The following is a 17,584-nucleotide window of genomic DNA, read 5'->3' as shown; positions in this document are numbered from 1 at the left end:
TCAGGAGGCCTGGCCGGCTGTCCTGCCGTTGTAGATATCCAGATCGATTTCGCGCTCGCTCTTGCCCACCAGTGTTGTCACCATCAGGTCACCGGATACGTTCACGGCGGTTCTCGCCATATCCAGAATACGGTCAATGCCGGCAATCAGACCAAGCGCCTCCAGCGGCAGATTGGTCTGGGCAAACACGATCGACAGCATGATCAGCCCGGCGCCGGGGACGCCTGCCGTACCGATCGAGGCCAGGGTGCCGGTCAATACGATCATGACATAGTCGGCCGTGCTCAGATCGGTGCCGGTCAACTGCGCCACGAACAGGGCAACGACGCCCATGTACAGTGCGGTGCCATCCATGTTGATGGTGGCGCCCACCGGCAGTACAAAGCCTGCCACGCCCTGTGAGATCCCCAGCCTTTCACGCGCACAGCGAATGGAAACGGGCAGTGCCCCGGCACTGGAGGCTGATGAAAAGGCAATCACGATGGCATCCAGACTGCCGGTCAGATAGCGCTTCGGGTTGAGCCTCGCCAGCAGGGCAAGAAGGCCGCTGTAGACCACCAGTACATGAAGCAGGCAGGCGATATAGACCACGCCGATCACCTTGAGCAGGGGAATCAGCACGGTCAGACCGTACTGCCCGGCAACGACTGCAATCAGGGCAAACACGCCCACGGGCGCGCAGGCCATGATCAGGGACGTCAGCTTGTAGAGGGCTTCGGCGATAGAGTCGATAACGCGAATGGCCGGCTGACCGCGCTCACCGATCAATACCAGCGAAATACCAAGGGCAATGGCGAAGACGATGATCTGCAGGATATTGCCTTCCACCATGGCGCTGATCGGGTTGGTGGGAACCAGCCCGACCAGAATCTCGGTAAGCGTTGGTGCCTCGCCCGGAGAGACGTTGTTATCCATCTGCATCTCCAGGCCTGTCCCGGGCTGAAGGATAAAGGCCGCCAGCATGCCCAACGCAATGGCAAAGGCGGTGGTCACCAAATAAAGCACCACGGCCTTGCCACCGATTCTGCCCATCTTGCCCGGATCGCCCATGGAGACGATGCCGCTGATCAGGGAGGTGAATACCAGCGGCACGATCAGCATCTTGATGGCGTTGATGAAAAGCTCACCGATGGGGGAAAGCCAGCGAGCGTGCTCGCCCAGCAACCAACCGGCAATGACGCCCAGCACGAGCCCTGCCATGATTTTCTGCCACAGGGGGATGCCGACGCGCGAATGTGTGCTTTTGGACATGAGTCTGTCTCTTTTCTGCTTTCGTGGAATATGGCCCGCTCAGGGACAGGCAGCCTATCACTTACCAGGCCGGGGCGGTTAAAATCGCGGCCTCGCGCCCTCCGGGATCAGGCTGACAAAAAAGGCAGGTATCACGCGTTGAATCTAGAAACCAAATGGCTGGAAGATTTCGTGGCCTTGAATGCCACACGCAGCTTTTCCGCCGCCGCTCGCCGCCGCCATGTGACACAGCCTGCCTTCAGTCGCCGCATTCGGGCGCTTGAGCAGGCCACCGGTGTTCTACTGGTGGATCGCTCTACAACGCCTGTTAGTCTGACGTCCGAGGGCCAGCTTTTTCTGGTAACGGCCCGCAGCCTGGTCGAACAGCTCAATGAAAGCATCAGCCATCTGCGCGGGCTCAACATTGCCGATGAAGCGCTCGATATCGCAGCAGCACACTCGCTGGCGCTGGCCTTTTTCCCGCGCTGGATTTCACGATTGCAAAAGGGCGTCGGGGAGCTGCCCACACGGTTGATGGCCATGAATGTGGGAGACGCTATCCATGTGCTGCGTGATGGTAACTGCGATTTGATGCTGGCCTACCATGATCCCTACGCCACCATGCAGCTTGATAGTGAAGTCTTTCCTTCCTTCTCCATCGGGCAGGTCTGCATGCTGCCGGTCTGTGTGCCGGATGCGCAGGGACAGCCCCTGTTCAATCTTGAGAGTAACGAGAGCATTCCGCATCTAGCTTATACCCAGGGAGCATTTTTAGGGCGCAGCGTGCGCATGCTGTTAAAAAACGACCCGCTGCGGCTGCGACTTCGCACCATCTATGAAACCGCCATGGCAGAGGGGCTCAAGGGCATGGCGCTGCAGGGCGTTGGCATGGCCTGGATTCCCGATTTCTGCATTCGTGAGGAACTGACATCCAACCGCCTGGTGCGCGCAGGGGATGAAAGATGGAACATACCGCTGGATATTCGGCTGTATCGCTGTTCGCTGGTGCACAAGCCTGATGTTGAACGGCTTTGGCATCAGCTACAGAAGCTGCCGCGTGATTTTCTCAAAATGTAGCTTTTACAGGCGATAGCCTGCCGTGACACGACGGGATTGTGCCAGGCTGTCGGGACATCATATGTTGGAGGAGGATGTCATGCGATACATGCAGGCTCGGGTGATCGGTCATGTTCAGGGTGTGGGGTTTCGTCAGGCCACAGCGCAGCGCGCCGGCGAGCTTGATGTGGCCGGCTATGCCAGAAATTGCGATGACGGCAGTGTTGAGGTCGGCATGGCAGGCAGTGCCAACAATGTTGCTGCCCTGATCGAATGGCTTGAAACAGGCCCGCCTGCCAGCCGGGTTGATCAGGTCACCAGCGAAGAGATCGCGCCGCAGTCCTGGTCAGGTTTTCAGAGTGGCTGATACGCGCTTGTTTCTCGCCGGGGACAGGCGTCAAAAAAAGCGCCATGCGGTTTACACATGGCGCTTTGGCTTTGGCCAACTTACGGTATGGGATTACTGCTTTTCGATATGTCGAGCGGCAGCAGACTGATCCAGCGCGGTAATGAAGTCTTCTCCCCAGCGATGAATGTCATTGGTACTGATCACCTTGTGAAGACGCTGCCAGCGCTCCTTGCGCTCTTCCAGCGACATGGAGAGTGCCGCATCGAGCATGTCGGCCATCTCCTCGACATCGAAGGGGTTGCACAGCATGGCGCCATCAAGCTCTTCTGCCGCACCCGCCAGCGTTGACAACAGCAGCACCCCGGGGTCTTCCGGGTCCTGCGCCGCCACATACTCCTTGGCGACCAGATTCATGCCATCACGCAGGGGCGTGACCAGCCCGACCCGGCTCTGGCGCATGAAGCCCATCAGCGTTTCGCGGTCATAGCCGGTATTGAGATATCGCAGCGGCATCCAGTCGTACGTGGAGAAGCGACCGTTGACATGTCCGGCAATGCGCTCGAGCTCACGACGCAGGCTGGCGTAGCGCTCCACGCCGGTTCTTGAAAGCGGGGCAATCTGTAGATAGGTCACATTGCCATAGCGCGTATGGGTGTTTTCCAGCAGTTGCTCGAAGGCCTGAAAGCGCTTGTAGAGTCCCTTGCTGTAATCGAGTCGATCGACGCCGATGATCAGCGGGCCACCCTGCAGGGAGTCCTTCAGACGCTTGCTGCGCGAGGATTGTTCTCCCTTTTCTGCCATCTCGCGTGCGGTATCCACATCGATCGAGATGGGGAAGACTCCGGTATTGATGCGCCGGTGATCGAAAATAACCGTATTGCCTTCCACGGTGGCAATACCGCTGCGCTCGACATTTTCGAGAAAGTGCCTGAGGTCAGTGGCGGTCTGAAAGCCGATGGTGTCATAGGCGCACAGATGTTCGATCATGCGCTCATGGTGGGGGAGGATGCGAAACACTTCCCAGGGGGGCACCGGGATGTGAAGAAAGAAGCCGATCGGGCCTTCCACATTCATGGTTCGCAGATAGTGACCGGTAGAGAGCAGCTGGTAGTCGTGTACCCAGATGGTGGCATCACCGTTTTCCGGGATCCGGCTGGCTACCTGGCGGGCAAAGCGCTCATTGACGTGCTGATAGCCGGCATCCTTCTCACGGGTGTACTCGACCATATCCGAGCGGTAATGAAACAGGGGCCAGAGTACTTCGTTGGAGTAGCCGACGTAGAAAAGCTCATGCTCCTGTTCGGTCAGCGGGAAAGTGGCGAACTGGACACCCTCGTTTTCATAGCTCTCTGGCGCATGCTGCTCGGCATCATCCATCAGCTGGCCGTTCCAGCCCATCCAGAGTCCGCGGGTGCGGCTCAGGGCGTTCATGACCCCTACCGCCAGCCCGCCCTGACTGCCACTATCCTTGTCAGGTGAAGGGACGCGATTGGACACTACAATCAGTTGCTTCAAGGTTTCCTCCGTGAAATCTGTGATTCATTCATGAGCGTTGCAGCAGCGCGATCCATTGATCAAGCCACTCATGAACAGCCTGAGGGTCCGTCAATCGGCTGGCGGCAACGCTCTCGCCGGTACCGACCTTGATGGCCATGCCCTGATGGGCATTGACGGTGCGAAAGCCATCTTCATCAGTGCGATCATCGCCAATGAAGACCGGACATCGGTCTGCAAATGGGGGCGATGCCAGAAAGCGTTCAAGGGCTACCCCCTTGTCATATCCCTGTCCCTTGATCTCGAACACGAACTTGCCCTGATGAAGTTCCAGGGTGTCCGGATACTCGTTGACCAGTGACACCAGTTCACCCTTGAGTATGTCACCTGCCTCGGGACGATGGCGATAATGCAGGGCAAGACTGGCGCCCTTGTCTTCCAGATAGAGCGCATCATCACGATCGACCCGCTGCTGGACCTGATGGCGCACTGCCTCGAGCGCCTTTTGGTGGGCTTGGGCAATCTGACGTTGCCCTTGGCTGTCACGCCATTCGGCGCCATGTTGTCCCGACATGGCAAGCGTGGGCAGTGTCAGGTGCTTGTCCAGATCATCAATGGCACGACCGCTGATCACTGCTACTGCGCCGTCAAGCAGGGTAGAGAGTGTTTCAAGGCGCGTCCTGAGGGCGTCATCCACTGCAATATTGTCAGGATGATCCACCAGCTCGACGAGCGTGCCATCAAGGTCCAGAAAGAGCGCCCATGCCCGGCTGCGCGCCGGCAGCTCGGGCAGTTTTTCATTGGATATTGTGCTCACCATTACCTCCCTGTCATGGCGTAGGGGTCATGCGCTGGCGGATGAAGTCAACGTTTTTTCGATCCAGCTTGAGACTGCTTCACCATCCACTTTCATGCAGACCTGAACCGCCGGCGTTTGTGACCAGCGATCGCTGACATACTGACGTTCCGCCGGCGCAAAGATCGTCTGGCCTTCCGCCGTGCCTTCAGTCACGACATCCAGATGCCCGGTGACGGTTTCAAAGAATTCCGGATGTATCAGCCATGCCACGGCGCAGCTGTCATGTGGGCAGCAGCCATCAAGCCCAATGGCGCTACGGTAGAAATCCGCATAGAAGTCGTAGCTTTGGGACAGAACCTTGCCGAGCTCACCCTGGCCTTCTGCGATACGTGCCATGCGATCGGGGGTAATGACTGTATCCAGAGTGACATCAAGTCCTACCATGACCAGCGGCCAGTCTGCCGTCAGGACGCGCTTGGCCGCATGCGGGTCGGAAAAAATGTTGGCCTCTGCCAGCGGTGTGACATTACCGCCACGCGCTGCTGAGCCACCCATGATCACAACCTGCTTGACGCGGTTGACGACGTCGGGGTCGAGCGCGATGGCCATGGCCAGATTACCCAGTGGGCCTACAGCCATCAGCGTGATTTCACCGGGTCGTTCACGCGTCTTCTCTACGATGAACTGGGCGGCGCTGAGCTCATGAGCCTGACCGGAAGGCGCATCAAGTGTCTGATTGCCCAGCCCATCGGCGCCATGAATGTGGGCCGGCACCGGATGGGGCGTTTTCACCAGCGGATAGTCAGCGCCCTGGGCCACGGGAATGGTCTGGCCGGCCAGTTCCGTCAGAAGCAGTGCGTTGCGGGTCGCCGTCTCGACCCGAACATTGCCAAAGGTAGTGGTCAGGCCCAAAACCTCGATCTCAGGATGCGCCATGATCAGCGCGATGGCCTGCGCATCGTCAACGCCCGGGTCCGTGTCAAAGATGATGGTATGTGTCATGAAAGGGCTCCACGTCTGTACTTAAAAGAAAATGACCGTTCAGATGATAACGGTATTGCTCTAAGTCGCTGAAAATACTGTGGGTCAAGTCTGACATAAGTTTTATGTCCTTGCGTCATTGATCCGCAGGGAGACGACCAGTAAAGAGGCAGTCAATGATACAAAAAAGCCCGCTTGGAAGCGGGCTTTCGGATGTGAAGGCAGCGTTATCGATGCAGAAGGCCACGAGAGATCAATGGTGCAAACAGGCGGCGATAGAGCCCGCGGGTCAGTCCATAAAGTCTTTCAAGATACAGGGGCTGTAACCAGAGCATCATGACCGATGCAATTCCGGCGACCACGACGGCGCCCAGCATATCCAGCGGAAAGTGTACGCCCAGGTAAATGCGTGACCATGCAATGGGCAGGGCGAGCACTGCCAGCGCTATACCCATTCTGCGCAGTGCCGGACGCAGGATAAAGCTGAAGGCGACGGTCGAAATGATCGTCATGTGATTGCTTGGGAAGGATGGTGTCGGGGCATGCGCGATCAACGTATGGCCCAGCGGCATGACAAAGGGACGCGGGTGATACCAGATCAGGGAGCCGATCAGGTTGTTGATGACAAGGGCGCCTGCCGTGGCCAGAAGGGCCGTCAGCATCATTTTGTGACGCTCTTCACTCTTGCCCAGCCAGCCCTTGATCATGATCAGGGGAATACAAAAAATGGCATATTTGGCCATCACGATAGCGAACCAGATCACCATTGGATGACTGTGCGGCTGTACATTAAGGGCAAGAAAAAGATGCTGATTGAGCGCTTCCATACTGTTGTCACATACCTGCAGGATAATTTGTGAGCGTGCGTCTGACGATTAGACACTTTATTCGACCAAAGGATTATGCCAACTGCTGCAATGTTGAAAAATTTATTTTCAGGACAATCACGTAAGTGAGCGTAATTTTTATACCGTTATCTTCATGATGTTATCAGTTATCAAGAATTAGCCTGAACAACTCAGGGATAATCATCGATTGGATAGAAAGTAACGAATATTGTCTGCTGTCAGTGCGACGATATTTTGCCGCGCTTCCGGGGATATCCAGGCATTGTGCGGTGTGACCACCAGGTTGAGCGTCTCCCTTGCCAGGGCGTCAATCAGCTCATGGCCTTCGCGTGGTGGCTCGACCGGTAGTACATCAACGCCCAGTCCCCCCAGTCTTTGCTCCCTGAGCGCTTCCAGCGCCATGCGCTCATCAATGAGGCCACCTCGACCGCAATTGATCAACAGAGCGTGAGGCTTCATCAGCCGTAATTGTTCCTCGCCGATGAGATGATGCGTATCAGGCGTCAGCGGGCAGTGCAGGGAGACAACATCGGCCTCGGGCAATAGCGCTTCAAGTGCAGGGCGATGATCATTCGGTGAGTTGGGTCGTGCACTAAAGCTCACCTTCATGCTAAAGGCCCGAGCCAGCTGTGCCACGGCCTGACCGAGCTCACCGCTACCTGCCAGTACCAGATGTTTGCCTGCCAGCTGCATGATGGGATGGCCCTGAAGGCAGAAGGAGGGGGCATGCTCCCAGCGATGATTGGCGACATCGCGCTGATAGTGTGGCAGGCGGGTTGCCAGCGTCAGCATCATCATGAGTGTGTGCTGTGCCACGCTTTGTGTGCCATAGCCTGTCACATTGGACACGGTAATCCGGCGTCTGCGTGCGCTTTCCATATCGATGTTATTGGTGCCGGTGGCCGTGACGGCGATCATTTCAAGGTCGGGTAATGCGCCCATGATCTCGTCATCAATGACGACCTTGTTGGTAATGGCAATGGTGGCGCCTTCAAGGCGCGTAATGACCTCATCATGATCGGTGGTGCCCCAGCAGTCGAACTGGTCGATCAGTTCGGAAATGGGAGAAAGATCAATGTCACTTCCCAGCGTATTGCTATCGAGAATTACTGCCTTCATGGTTGTGCACTCCTTGCCCATCATGATGTCTGCCGCGCTATAATGCGCACCTGGTGCAAAGCTGTATCGTCATGTCAGCAGACTGATGCGTCAACAATACATCGGGAGTAATGTCTGCCATCCGACAGATATTGTTTCCCGGCAGGCGCAGGTCGCCTCGGGGCGCCTGCAGTAACATCAAATATCGGGTATGAAAAACCATGCCGATTTATGAATACCAGTGCCGCGCCTGCGGTACACGCCTTGAAAAGATTCAGAAGATTGATGCTGCTCCTCTGGTGGAATGTCCTTCCTGTCATGCAGGAGCGCTCGAACGCCTGATCTCGGCAGCAGGGTTCAGGCTGTCGGGCGGTGGATGGTACGAGACCGATTTCAAAAGCTCCGGCCGCCGCAATCTTGCCGGTGATGGCAAGTCCGAAAAGGGCGGTACGTCCGACAACTGACGCTGTATCAGGGGATCACCCCATGCCGGACGACTCAAAACGCGCCCGGCAATAAAACAGCTCAGGCATTACATCAAGCGTTACAACACAGGATTAAAGATGCGCAGTCACTATTGCGGCCAGCTAAACGAAAGCCTTGTCGATCAGGAAGTCACACTCTGCGGTTGGGTTCACCGCCGCCGCGATCATGGTGGGGTGATTTTCCTCGACATGCGTGATCGCGATGGCATTGCACAGGTTGTGGTCGACCCGGATACTCCGGACGCCTTTGCCAATGCAGATCGAGCCCGCAGCGAGTATGTACTGCGTATTACCGGTCGTATTCGCATGCGTCCGGAAGGTACTCAGAACGCCAACATGCCTACCGGGTTGATTGAGGTGCTCGCCACGCAGGTTGACGTACTCAACACGGCAGTGACACCGCCTTTCCAGCTTGATGAGCATGGCAAGGTCGGTGAAGACGTCCGGCTCAAGTATCGATATATCGATCTGCGTCGTCCGGAGATGATTGACCGCCTGCGTCTTCGTTCGCGTATCACGCACAGCGTGCGTGCCTATCTCGAAGACAACGGCTTTCTGGACATTGAAACGCCCATCCTCACGCGTGCCACACCTGAAGGGGCTCGTGACTATCTCGTGCCCAGCCGTACCCATGCCGGTGAGTTCTTTGCACTGCCGCAGTCTCCGCAGCTTTTCAAGCAGCTGCTGATGGTGGCCGGATTTGATCGTTATTATCAGATCGCCAAGTGCTTCCGTGATGAGGATCTTCGTGCCGATCGTCAGCCGGAGTTCACCCAGATTGATATCGAAGCTTCCTTTGTCGAGGAAGACGATGTCATGGGGATGACCGAGGAGATGATCCGTCGTCTTTTCGCCGAGGTACTTGATGTATCCCTGCCGCAGTTCCCGCGCATGACATGGCATGACGCCATGCGCCGCTATGGTTCCGACAAGCCGGACCTGCGTATCCCGCTGGAACTTGTTGATGTCGACGACCTGATGAAGGATGTTGACTTCAAGGTCTTCTCGGGTCCTGCCAACGCCGATGACGGCCGCGTGGCGGTGCTGAAGGTGCCGGGTGGCGCGAAGCTTTCCCGCAAGGAGATCGACGAGTACACCAGCTTTGTCGGTATTTACGGTGCGCGTGGTCTGGCCTGGATCAAGGTCAATGATCGCTCCAAAGGCATCGAGGGGCTCCAGTCTCCCATCGTCAAGTTCATGGAAGGCGTGATCGAGACATTGCTGGATCGTGTGGATGCCGAGGATGGCGATATTCTGTTCTTCGGGGCCGATCGCACAAAGGTTGTTAATGAGGCACTCGGTGCACTGCGCGTGAAAATCGGCGGTGACCTTGAGCTTTATACCCAGCCCTGGGCGCCGCTGTGGGTTGTTGACTTCCCAATGTTCGAGTGTGATGACAGTGGCCGTCTGGCGGCGCTGCACCATCCGTTCACGGCGCCGGCCTGTGACCCGGAAACGCTCAAGCGTGATCCGGAAAACGCGCTGTCACGTGCCTATGACATGGTGCTCAACGGCACCGAGCTGGGTGGCGGCTCCATTCGTATTCATGATCAGACCATGCAGCGCCAGGTCTTTGAGGCGCTTGGCATCAGCGATGAGGAAGCGCGCGAGAAGTTTGGCTTCCTGCTGGATGGTCTGGCACACGGTGCGCCGCCGCACGGTGGCCTTGCCTTTGGTCTTGACCGTCTGGTCATGCTCATGACCGGCGGGCGTACCATTCGCGATGTGATCGCCTTCCCCAAGACCCAGAGCGCTGCCTGTCTGATGACCGAAGCGCCGGGCACGGTCAGCAATGAACAGCTCAAGGAGCTGCACATTCGCCTGCGTCAGAAGGCATCGGATAACACAACGTCCTGATTTGTGGGCGATCTGAAACGAACCGTTTCTGTCACCGCTTTCCGGTAGTGTTAGAGTTAATACGGGTGTGCCTTGCACACCCGTATTTTTGTATGACGTCATTGCATCAATAATGACAGGCGGTTGAAGGAGGCATGCCATGGCCGGACACAGCAAATGGGCCAATATCAAGCACCGCAAGGCGGCTCAGGATGCAAAAAAGGGCAAGGTCTTTACGCGTCTGATCCGTGAACTGACCGTGGCGGCGCGTCAGGGAGGCAGTGCGCCCGAGGATAATCCGAGACTCAGGGCCGCCATCGACAAGGCGCTCTCCAGCAACATGACACGCGATACCATCGACCGTGCCGTTACCCGTGGTGCCGGTAACAGCGACAGCGATGCGATGGAAGAGCTGGTGTATGAGGGCTATGGACCAGACGGCGTGGCGATTCTGGTCGAGTGCATGAGTGATAACCGTAATCGGACCGTCTCCGAGGTACGCAGCGCCTTCAACAAGCATGGCGGTAACCTGGGCACCAGCGGCTCGGTAGCTTTCCTCTTTCACAAACAGGGTCGCCTCGTACTGCCTGCCGGCATACCGGAGGAGCGCGTTATCGAGGCTACCCTGGAGGCGGGTGCCGAAGATGTTCAGTCTCAGGAGGATGGCACCATCGAAGTCGTCACCACACCAGAGGATTTTGGCCCGGTACGAGACGCGCTGGATCAGGCCGGTATCGAGGTGACACGCAGCGATGTGGGCATGTTTCCGGACAGCTATTCCAGCATTGGTGATGTTGAGACAGCGCGCCGCGTTGTAGCACTCTTTGAGCGTCTTGAAGAGCTTGATGACGTGCAAAACGTCTATACCAATGCTGATTTTGACTCTCAAGTGCTTGATGCACTCGAGGAGGCGTCATGATGATTTTCGAGTCGGTGGATATAGCCTCATGATTTTATTGGGCATTGACCCCGGCTCTCGTCTTACCGGGTTTGGCGTTATCGATGTGTCCAGCGTGACACCGCGTTATGTCGCCAGTGGCTGTATCAGAATCAATGCCACAACGCTTGCCCAGAAACTGGCGCAGGTCTATGCCGGCGTGGCCGAAGTCATTGCCCAGCATGCCCCGGGTGAGATGGCCATTGAGCAGGTATTCATGTCAAAAAATGCCGATTCTGCCCTGAAGCTGGGTCAGGCACGAGGTACGGCGATTGTTTGTGCTGCCAATCATGGTCTGGACGTGCATGAATATGCGGCGCGTCGCATCAAGCAGGTGGTAACGGGCAACGGTGGCGCGGACAAGACACAGGTACAGCATATGGTGCAGTCCACACTCAGGCTTTCAGGGTTGCCTCAGGCTGATGCAGCTGATGCACTGGCGATTGCACTGACGCACTTTTTTACCTGTCGTGGTGCGCTGGCCATACCGACGCCTGCACGTTCAACAAGACAACGTTCCTCAAGCTGGCGTGACTATCGGCCCTGACATGGCTGCTCAGTACCGTGTATTTTTTTCGTTTATCGTTTTTCTGTGGATATACAACGCATGATAGGTCGCCTGCACGGTCAATTGCTCGAAAAGAAACCACCCCTGATCGTGGTCGATGTTCATGGGGTCGGTTACGAGCTTGAAGCCTCCATGAATACGCTGCTGGCCCTGCCGGCACCGGGTGAAATGGTGCGCCTTTATACGCATCTAAGCGTGCGCGAGGATGCACACCTTCTCTATGGTTTTATCGATGAGCCCGAACGGCGTCTATTCCGTGAGCTGATCAGAATTTCCGGTGTCGGCCCGCGCATGGCGCTGGCCATTCTGTCAGGGATGGATCGCCAACAGTTCATGAACAGTGTCATGGAAGATGACACCAAAACGCTGACAAAACTGCCGGGCGTGGGCAAGAAAACAGCCGAGCGCCTGATCATTGAAATGCGGGATCGATTCAAGCACTGGCCCGAATTCGAGCAGCTCGCGCAGGGCAATGCAGAAGTCGAACTGCCGCTGGAAAGCGACAATCATGCCGACGCTGAAGCGGCGTTGATTGCGCTGGGCTACAAGCCCACTGAAGCCACCAGAATGCTGTCGGGACTGGATACCACGCTTTCTACCGAGGCACTGATCAAGATGGCGCTTTCCGATCGACTGACCGGCAGCGATACACGTAGCGGGAAAGGCAGGACATCATGATTGAGACCGATCGGCTTATCGCCGGTGCCGAGCGACCTGATGAAGAACGCGTGGATCGCGCCATTCGTCCGCGCATGCTGGATGATTACATCGGGCAGACAGCGGTCCGCGAACAGCTTGATATTTTCATTACGGCAGCGCGCCAGCGTGATGACAGCCTTGATCATACGTTGATCTTTGGCCCCCCCGGGCTTGGCAAGACCACGCTGGCCCATATCATCGCCAGCGAAATGGGGGTGGATATCAAGTCGACCTCAGGCCCTGTGCTCGAAAAGGCGGGGGATCTGGCGGCCATGCTGACCAACCTGCAGCCGGGTGATGTGCTCTTCATCGATGAGATTCACAGGCTTTCCTCGGCAGTGGAGGAAGTACTTTATCCTGCCATGGAGGACTTCCAGCTCGATATCATGATTGGTGAAGGGCCGGCGGCGCGCTCCATCAAGCTGGATCTACCGCGCTTCACCCTGGTGGGGGCGACAACCCGGGCAGGGCTTTTGACTGCGCCACTGCGCGACCGTTTCGGGATCGTGCAGCGTCTTGAGTTTTATAACATTGAAGAGCTCACCCACATCGTCAATCGCAGTGCCCGACTCATGGGCTTTGAGGCTGATGAAGGCGGTGCCATCGAAGTCGCCCGTCGCGCCCGGGGCACACCACGTATTGCCAATCGGCTGCTTCGGCGTGTCCGGGACTTTGCTCAGGTGCGCGGCAATGGCCGACTGACCGCAGATATCGCCGACAAGGCGCTTAACATGCTGCACGTGGATCGCCACGGACTTGATCATATGGACCGGCGGCTACTGCTGACCATGATTGAAAAGTTTGATGGCGGCCCCGTGGGGGTGGAGAGCCTGGCTGCGGCCATCAGCGAGGAGCGCGATACCATCGAGGATGTGCTTGAACCCTACCTGATTCAGCAGGGGTTCATGTTGCGCACGGCGCGCGGCCGCATGGTGACGCGACTGGCCTATCTGCACTTTGATCTTTCACCCACGGATGACATCCCCGATGCCGGCGATGGCTCGGTAACGGCGGAGCCCTGAATGCCATGATCTCCCTCGATTTACGTGTCTATATCGAAGACACCGATGCTGGCGGTATTGTTTATCACGCCAATTATCTGAATTATCTTGAGCGTGGACGCACTGAGTGGCTTCGCGCGCGAGGTTTTGATCAGCACTCCTTGCTGACACGCAATATTGCACTGGTCGTACGAAAGATGGAGTGCCAGTATCGCCTGCCGGCGCGTCTGGACGATCTTCTGACGGTCGAGACCCGGGCAGGTGATCCTCGCCAGTGCACCGTGGCATTCGAACAACAGGTCATGCGAGATGGAAAACTTCTTTTTCGCGGTATGGTCGATATTGCCTGTATCGATGCAACACGTTACAAACCATCTCGTTGGCCAGAAGATCTGCTTTCGGCCATGACGCTTGATTCCCAGAACGCCTGAAGGGGTTTTTCGTGAACGATTCCATGTCGGTCATTTCGCTGTTTTTTCACGCTGGTCTGGTCGTTCAGCTCATCATGCTGATACTGCTGGCAGCATCTGTTCTTTCCTGGGTGCTGATTTTTCAGCGAGCCTTTGCACTCAAGCGTGACGCACAGGAGCTCGATGAGTTCGAGTCACACTTCTGGTCGGGTGTTGATCTCAACGAGCTTTATCGGGAAGTCCCCGCCGATAACCCCCAGGGAGCAGCCCATATCTTTCGTTCGGGGTTTCGTGAGTTCAACCGGCTGCTTCCCAAGTCGCGCAGCCACAACGCCGTGCTTGAAGGCGTTGAGCGCTCCATGCGCGTCTCCGTATCTCGCGAAGAAGAACGCCTGACCACCCACCTGGCGATCCTGGCCATCATCAGTTCCTCTGCCGTTTATGTGGGGCTGTTTGGTACGGTCTGGGGAATACTGGGTACCTTTCAGGCGCTTGGCGGTGCTCAGCAGGTATCGCTGGGGACCATCGCCCCGGCCATCGCCGAGGCGCTGATCGCGACGGCCATGGGCCTTTTTGCCGCAATACCCGCCAACATTGGCTATAACCGCCTGACGCACAAGGCCGACAAGCTGATGGTGCGCATGGAGAACTTTGCTGAAGAGTTCCATGCCTTCCTGCATCGCAATCTGCAAAACCGCAGCGCTGGCGAGAACACCTGAGGAGCGTTTCATGCAGGGATCCTATCGACGCAACCGGCGCAAAAAGCTCTCCAGTGAGATGAACGTTGTACCGTTTATCGATGTCATGCTGGTGCTGCTGGTCATTTTTATTATTGCAGCGCCCACCATCAATCAGGGGATCGATGTTGATCTGCCACAGATCAGCTCCGAGCCGGTACAAAGTGACAACGAGCCACTGGTAGTGACGGTTGATCGTGACGGTAACTATTACATCAGTCTGGGTGAGGAGCAGCAAAGCAAGTCACTTGATGAAATCAGTGATCAGGTCATGGCGGTACTCAATCGCAATCCGGGCACCCCTGTCATGGTGCGCGGTGACCGTAATGTTTCCTATGGGCAGGTCGTAACGCTGATGGGCGCCTTGCAAAACGCAGGCGTACCCAATGTGGGACTGATCTCTGATCCACCGCCTGGCGACCAGCAGTAGGGAGATACAATGGCCAGACACGATCGCCGTGTAGGCTATACATTGCCCACCGTGCTTGCAGTCCTGCTGCACGTGGGTGTTATCGGGCTGACCGTATTTCGTTGGCCACAAAGTGATCCCATCGAAACTTCCAATTCCGTTGTTCAGGCGGAATTGATTTCAATGGAAACAGCGACCGACCAGGCGCAGCAGGCGACCGAGGCTCAACCGCGCGCGCAACAGGGGCCAGAGCGCGAACAGCCTGAACCTGAAGCCACGCAGGATGATGCTGCCGAAGAGGTCGCTCGTCAGCAGGCTGACGCTGCCGAACAGGCTGCGCAGCAGGCGCAGGAAGCTGCGCAGCGTCGCGCTGAACAAGCCAAAGAGGTTGCCGCTCAGCAGTTACAGGAGCGACAGGCACGAGAAGCCGAAGCTCAACAGAAGGCAGAAGCGGAGGCCAAGCAGAAGGCAGCAGCCGAAGCCAGGCAAAAGGCAGAAGCGGAGGCCAAGCAGAAGGCAGAGGCTGAAGCCAAGAAGCAGGCAGAGGCTGAAGCCAAGAAGCAGGCAGAGGCTGAAGCCAAGAAGCAGGCAGAGGCTGAAGCCAAGAAGAAGGCAGAAGCTGAAGCCAAGCAGAAGGCAGAGGCTGAAGCCAAGCAGAAGGCAGAGGCTGAAGCCAAGAAGAAGGCAGAGGCTGAAGCCAAGAAGAAGGCAGAAGCTGAAGCCAAGAAGAAGGCTGAGGCTGAAGCCAAGAAAAAGGCTGAGGCTGAAGCAGCAGCCAAGAAAAAGGCTGAGGCTGAAGCAGCAGCCAAAAAGAAAGCCGAAGCCGACCGCAAACGTGCTGCAGAGGCAGCAGCTGCGGCCAGTCAGGATGCTTTTGGTGACGAAATTACCAATGAAGCGGAATCCATTGCCAATGCACGCCAGGCTCAGGAAGCTTCAAATGGTTTCATGAACCTGGTACGGCGCGCCGTTGAGCAGAGTTGGTCTCGACCACAAAATGCAGCGTCCGGACTGGTTACCATTGTCAGGGTTCAGCTGTTGCCTACCGGGGAGCTTCTCAATGCCACGGTATCCAGTAGTAGTGGAGATCCGGGGTTTGATCGCTCTGCCGTTCAGGCGGTTGAGCGGGCGGCGCCCTTTACAGAAATGAGCAAGCTGCCGCCGGAAGCAAGGCAAAAGTTTAGAAGTTTCAATCTACGCTTTAATCCCGAAGATGTGCGTTAGACACAAAAGGTACGTGGCATTTTGTTGTAGAGACGTAGACGATGTTTCCTGTAAAAAATGCAGGCAGCGGGAACCAAGAACAGTTTAACCCCGAGGGTATGTGCTGATGAAAAAACTGATGGCACTGGCTGGCTTCATGATGCTCATGATGGCCAGCCTGATGGCGCAGGCTGCTGGTGACCTCACCATCGAAATCACGCGTGGCAACGATAATGCCATTCCGATCGCAGTAGTGCCTTTTCGCGGTACGGGTGTCAGTCCTTCCGAGGATATTGGCAAGATCATTGCCGATGATCTGGAGCATAGTGGTCAGTTCGCGCCTCTGGCACGTCAGGATCTGATCTCCCAGCCTGCCAGCGGCGATAATATCAATTATGGTGACTGGCGCCGTGTAAGAGCCAATTACCTGGTGGTCGGTCGCGTCGAGTCTTCCGGTAACGGTTACAAGATCAGTTACGAGCTTCATGACGTAGCAGGGCAGCGTCGTGAACTGGGAGAGGTGGTCACTTCAAGTGAAGATCAGCTTCGTTCTCGCTCACACTATATTGCCGATCAAATCTTTGAAGAAATTACCGGCATTCGGGGGGCTTTCCAGACGCGTATTGCCTACGTGACTGCCAACGGTGTTGATCCCAATATCAGCTATGCCCTGTATGTCGCTGATCAGGATGGCCATCGCCCGCAGCAAATCCTGTCTTCCGATCAGCCCATTCTTTCGCCTGCCTGGTCGCCGGATGGTCAGAAGCTTGCCTACGTCTCCTTCGAATCAGGTCGGCCTGCCATTTATGTGCAGCAGCTTTCCAGTGGGCGTCGCGTTCAGTTGACGTCATTTCGAGGCATCAATGGCGCACCGGCATGGTCTCCGGATGGTCGCAAGCTTGCCATGTCGCTTTCAAAGGATGGCAATCCGGAAATTTACGTGATGGATGTCGCATCGCGCTCGCTTACGCGTCTGACGAACACCAATGCCATTAATACCGAGCCGGACTGGAGCTCTGATGGCCGCTCGATTTTGTTTACTTCCGATCGTAGTGGTCAGCCACAGCTTTATCAGATGGACGCTGCCGGTGGTAATGCAAAACGCATGACTTTTACCGGTAATTACAACGCCGGTGGCCTGTATGGACCCGACAATAAGTTCATTTTCATGACAACCCGAACCGATCGCGGTTTCCAGGTTGCCAAACAGGATTTGTCGTCAGGACGCGTGACAACATTGACGAACACTTATCAGGATGAAGCACCAGCAGTTGCGCCCAATGGCACAATGGTGATATATGCCACTCAGCAGGGAGCGCGAGGTGTGCTCGGTGCTGTTTCGGCAGATGGCAGGGCTTCTTTCGTAATACCTTCACCCAATGGTGAGGTTCGTGAACCTTCCTGGTCGCCGTTTTTGAATTAAACGACTAGAATGAATTGTGTC

Annotated in this window: 19 protein-coding genes; 13 read left to right on the top strand and 6 right to left on the bottom strand. The window is 56.5% G+C overall.

Going from position 1 to position 17,584, the window contains the following annotated elements; translation table 11 throughout:
- Entirely contained in the window at positions 1-1,251 is a 1,251-nt protein-coding gene (locus IE123_RS05210; RefSeq protein WP_189515681.1) for a dicarboxylate/amino acid:cation symporter, read from the bottom strand.
- Positions 1,252-1,389: 138 nt separating this feature from the next.
- On the opposite strand from IE123_RS05210, the gene IE123_RS05205 reads away from it, so the two are divergent.
- Both IE123_RS05205 and yccX read left to right on the top strand, forming a co-directional pair.
- On the top strand, positions 1,390-2,307 hold the full coding sequence (locus tag IE123_RS05205) for a LysR substrate-binding domain-containing protein (protein WP_189515679.1): 918 nt from the start codon (positions 1,390-1,392) through the stop codon (positions 2,305-2,307).
- 79 nt (positions 2,308-2,386) lie between these two features.
- Positions 2,387-2,653, top strand: a complete 267-nt coding sequence (yccX, locus tag IE123_RS05200; protein ID WP_229819605.1) for an acylphosphatase — start codon at positions 2,387-2,389, stop codon at positions 2,651-2,653.
- A gap of 93 nt (positions 2,654-2,746) precedes the next feature.
- Here yccX and IE123_RS05195 read toward each other — a convergent pair whose 3' ends face one another.
- The 5 genes from IE123_RS05195 to IE123_RS05175 form a co-directional block, all read right to left on the bottom strand.
- Complete coding sequence (locus IE123_RS05195) at positions 2,747-4,150, bottom strand: alpha,alpha-trehalose-phosphate synthase (UDP-forming) (RefSeq protein ID WP_189515675.1); 1,404 nt, start codon at positions 4,148-4,150, stop codon at positions 2,747-2,749.
- A gap of 28 nt (positions 4,151-4,178) precedes the next feature.
- Entirely contained in the window at positions 4,179-4,946 is a 768-nt protein-coding gene (gene otsB / locus IE123_RS05190; RefSeq protein ID WP_189515673.1) for a trehalose-phosphatase, read from the bottom strand.
- A 27-nt stretch (positions 4,947-4,973) separates the two neighbouring features.
- The gene (locus IE123_RS05185) at positions 4,974-5,930 is read right to left on the bottom strand and encodes a nucleoside hydrolase (RefSeq protein ID WP_189515671.1); all 957 of its coding nucleotides are present in this window, start codon (positions 5,928-5,930) and stop codon (positions 4,974-4,976) included.
- A 206-nt stretch (positions 5,931-6,136) separates the two neighbouring features.
- Complete coding sequence (locus IE123_RS05180; RefSeq protein WP_189515669.1) at positions 6,137-6,736, bottom strand: undecaprenyl-diphosphatase; 600 nt, start codon at positions 6,734-6,736, stop codon at positions 6,137-6,139.
- A 201-nt stretch (positions 6,737-6,937) separates the two neighbouring features.
- Positions 6,938-7,876, bottom strand: a complete 939-nt coding sequence (locus IE123_RS05175; protein ID WP_189515667.1) for a D-2-hydroxyacid dehydrogenase — start codon at positions 7,874-7,876, stop codon at positions 6,938-6,940.
- A 200-nt stretch (positions 7,877-8,076) separates the two neighbouring features.
- Between IE123_RS05175 and IE123_RS05170 the strand changes: the two genes are divergently transcribed.
- The 11 genes from IE123_RS05170 to tolB all read left to right on the top strand — a co-directional run bounded on the left by IE123_RS05170 (position 8,077) and on the right by tolB (position 17,563).
- Positions 8,077-8,319 carry an FmdB family zinc ribbon protein gene (locus IE123_RS05170; RefSeq protein ID WP_189515665.1) on the top strand — a complete coding sequence of 81 codons (243 nt, stop codon included), beginning with the start codon at positions 8,077-8,079 and terminating at the stop codon, positions 8,317-8,319.
- Between the two features lie 99 nt (positions 8,320-8,418).
- Complete coding sequence (gene aspS, locus IE123_RS05165; RefSeq protein WP_189515663.1) at positions 8,419-10,197, top strand: aspartate--tRNA ligase; 1,779 nt, start codon at positions 8,419-8,421, stop codon at positions 10,195-10,197.
- A 139-nt stretch (positions 10,198-10,336) separates the two neighbouring features.
- A complete protein-coding gene (locus IE123_RS05160) occupies positions 10,337-11,095 on the top strand; it encodes a YebC/PmpR family DNA-binding transcriptional regulator (protein ID WP_189515661.1) in 759 nt (252 codons plus the stop codon).
- A gap of 28 nt (positions 11,096-11,123) precedes the next feature.
- Entirely contained in the window at positions 11,124-11,660 is a 537-nt protein-coding gene (gene ruvC, locus IE123_RS05155) for a crossover junction endodeoxyribonuclease RuvC (RefSeq protein WP_189515659.1), read from the top strand.
- A gap of 60 nt (positions 11,661-11,720) precedes the next feature.
- Entirely contained in the window at positions 11,721-12,359 is a 639-nt protein-coding gene (gene ruvA, locus IE123_RS05150) for a Holliday junction branch migration protein RuvA (RefSeq protein WP_189515657.1), read from the top strand.
- Positions 12,356-13,402, top strand: a complete 1,047-nt coding sequence (gene ruvB, locus IE123_RS05145) for a Holliday junction branch migration DNA helicase RuvB (protein ID WP_189515655.1) — start codon at positions 12,356-12,358, stop codon at positions 13,400-13,402. Before ruvA ends, ruvB begins: the two co-directional genes overlap by 4 nt.
- Positions 13,403-13,407: 5 nt before the next feature.
- Positions 13,408-13,812 carry a tol-pal system-associated acyl-CoA thioesterase gene (gene ybgC / locus IE123_RS05140; RefSeq protein WP_189515653.1) on the top strand — a complete coding sequence of 135 codons (405 nt, stop codon included), beginning with the start codon at positions 13,408-13,410 and terminating at the stop codon, positions 13,810-13,812.
- 11 nt (positions 13,813-13,823) lie between these two features.
- Positions 13,824-14,510: a protein TolQ gene (gene tolQ, locus IE123_RS05135; RefSeq protein ID WP_229819604.1), complete on the top strand. Its 687-nt coding sequence runs from the start codon at positions 13,824-13,826 to the stop codon at positions 14,508-14,510.
- A gap of 10 nt (positions 14,511-14,520) precedes the next feature.
- Positions 14,521-14,958, top strand: coding sequence for a protein TolR (gene tolR, locus IE123_RS05130; protein ID WP_189515651.1), 438 nt, complete (start codon positions 14,521-14,523; stop codon positions 14,956-14,958).
- A gap of 9 nt (positions 14,959-14,967) precedes the next feature.
- On the top strand, positions 14,968-16,161 hold the full coding sequence (gene tolA, locus IE123_RS05125) for a cell envelope integrity protein TolA (RefSeq protein ID WP_189515649.1): 1,194 nt from the start codon (positions 14,968-14,970) through the stop codon (positions 16,159-16,161).
- A gap of 106 nt (positions 16,162-16,267) precedes the next feature.
- Positions 16,268-17,563: a Tol-Pal system beta propeller repeat protein TolB gene (gene tolB, locus IE123_RS05120; protein ID WP_189515647.1), complete on the top strand. Its 1,296-nt coding sequence runs from the start codon at positions 16,268-16,270 to the stop codon at positions 17,561-17,563.
- Positions 17,564-17,584 lie beyond the last annotated feature (21 nt).

Source organism: Kushneria pakistanensis (assembly GCF_014652795.1).
GTDB lineage: Bacteria > Pseudomonadota > Gammaproteobacteria > Pseudomonadales > Halomonadaceae > Kushneria > Kushneria pakistanensis.
Note: the sequence above shows the minus strand (reverse complement) of the source record. Positions and strands in the feature narration are given on the sequence as shown.

What these genes read in the sequence shown, in the direction of transcription:
- IE123_RS05210 (WP_189515681.1), bottom strand. Translation starts at nt 1,251, where the DNA reads ATGTCCAAAAGCACACATTCGCGCGTCGGCATCCCCCTGTGGCAGAAA.
- yccX (WP_229819605.1), top strand. Translation starts at nt 2,387, where the DNA reads ATGCGATACATGCAGGCTCGGGTGATCGGTCATGTTCAGGGTGTGGGG.
- IE123_RS05185 (WP_189515671.1), bottom strand. Translation starts at nt 5,930, where the DNA reads ATGACACATACCATCATCTTTGACACGGACCCGGGCGTTGACGATGCG.
- IE123_RS05180 (WP_189515669.1), bottom strand. Translation starts at nt 6,736, where the DNA reads ATGGAAGCGCTCAATCAGCATCTTTTTCTTGCCCTTAATGTACAGCCG.
- IE123_RS05175 (WP_189515667.1), bottom strand. Translation starts at nt 7,876, where the DNA reads ATGAAGGCAGTAATTCTCGATAGCAATACGCTGGGAAGTGACATTGAT.
- IE123_RS05170 (WP_189515665.1), top strand. Translation starts at nt 8,077, where the DNA reads ATGCCGATTTATGAATACCAGTGCCGCGCCTGCGGTACACGCCTTGAA.
- aspS (WP_189515663.1), top strand. Translation starts at nt 8,419, where the DNA reads ATGCGCAGTCACTATTGCGGCCAGCTAAACGAAAGCCTTGTCGATCAG.
- IE123_RS05160 (WP_189515661.1), top strand. Translation starts at nt 10,337, where the DNA reads ATGGCCGGACACAGCAAATGGGCCAATATCAAGCACCGCAAGGCGGCT.
- ruvC (WP_189515659.1), top strand. Translation starts at nt 11,124, where the DNA reads ATGATTTTATTGGGCATTGACCCCGGCTCTCGTCTTACCGGGTTTGGC.
- ruvA (WP_189515657.1), top strand. Translation starts at nt 11,721, where the DNA reads ATGATAGGTCGCCTGCACGGTCAATTGCTCGAAAAGAAACCACCCCTG.
- ruvB (WP_189515655.1), top strand. Translation starts at nt 12,356, where the DNA reads ATGATTGAGACCGATCGGCTTATCGCCGGTGCCGAGCGACCTGATGAA.
- ybgC (WP_189515653.1), top strand. Translation starts at nt 13,408, where the DNA reads ATGATCTCCCTCGATTTACGTGTCTATATCGAAGACACCGATGCTGGC.
- tolR (WP_189515651.1), top strand. Translation starts at nt 14,521, where the DNA reads ATGCAGGGATCCTATCGACGCAACCGGCGCAAAAAGCTCTCCAGTGAG.
- tolA (WP_189515649.1), top strand. Translation starts at nt 14,968, where the DNA reads ATGGCCAGACACGATCGCCGTGTAGGCTATACATTGCCCACCGTGCTT.
- tolB (WP_189515647.1), top strand. Translation starts at nt 16,268, where the DNA reads ATGAAAAAACTGATGGCACTGGCTGGCTTCATGATGCTCATGATGGCC.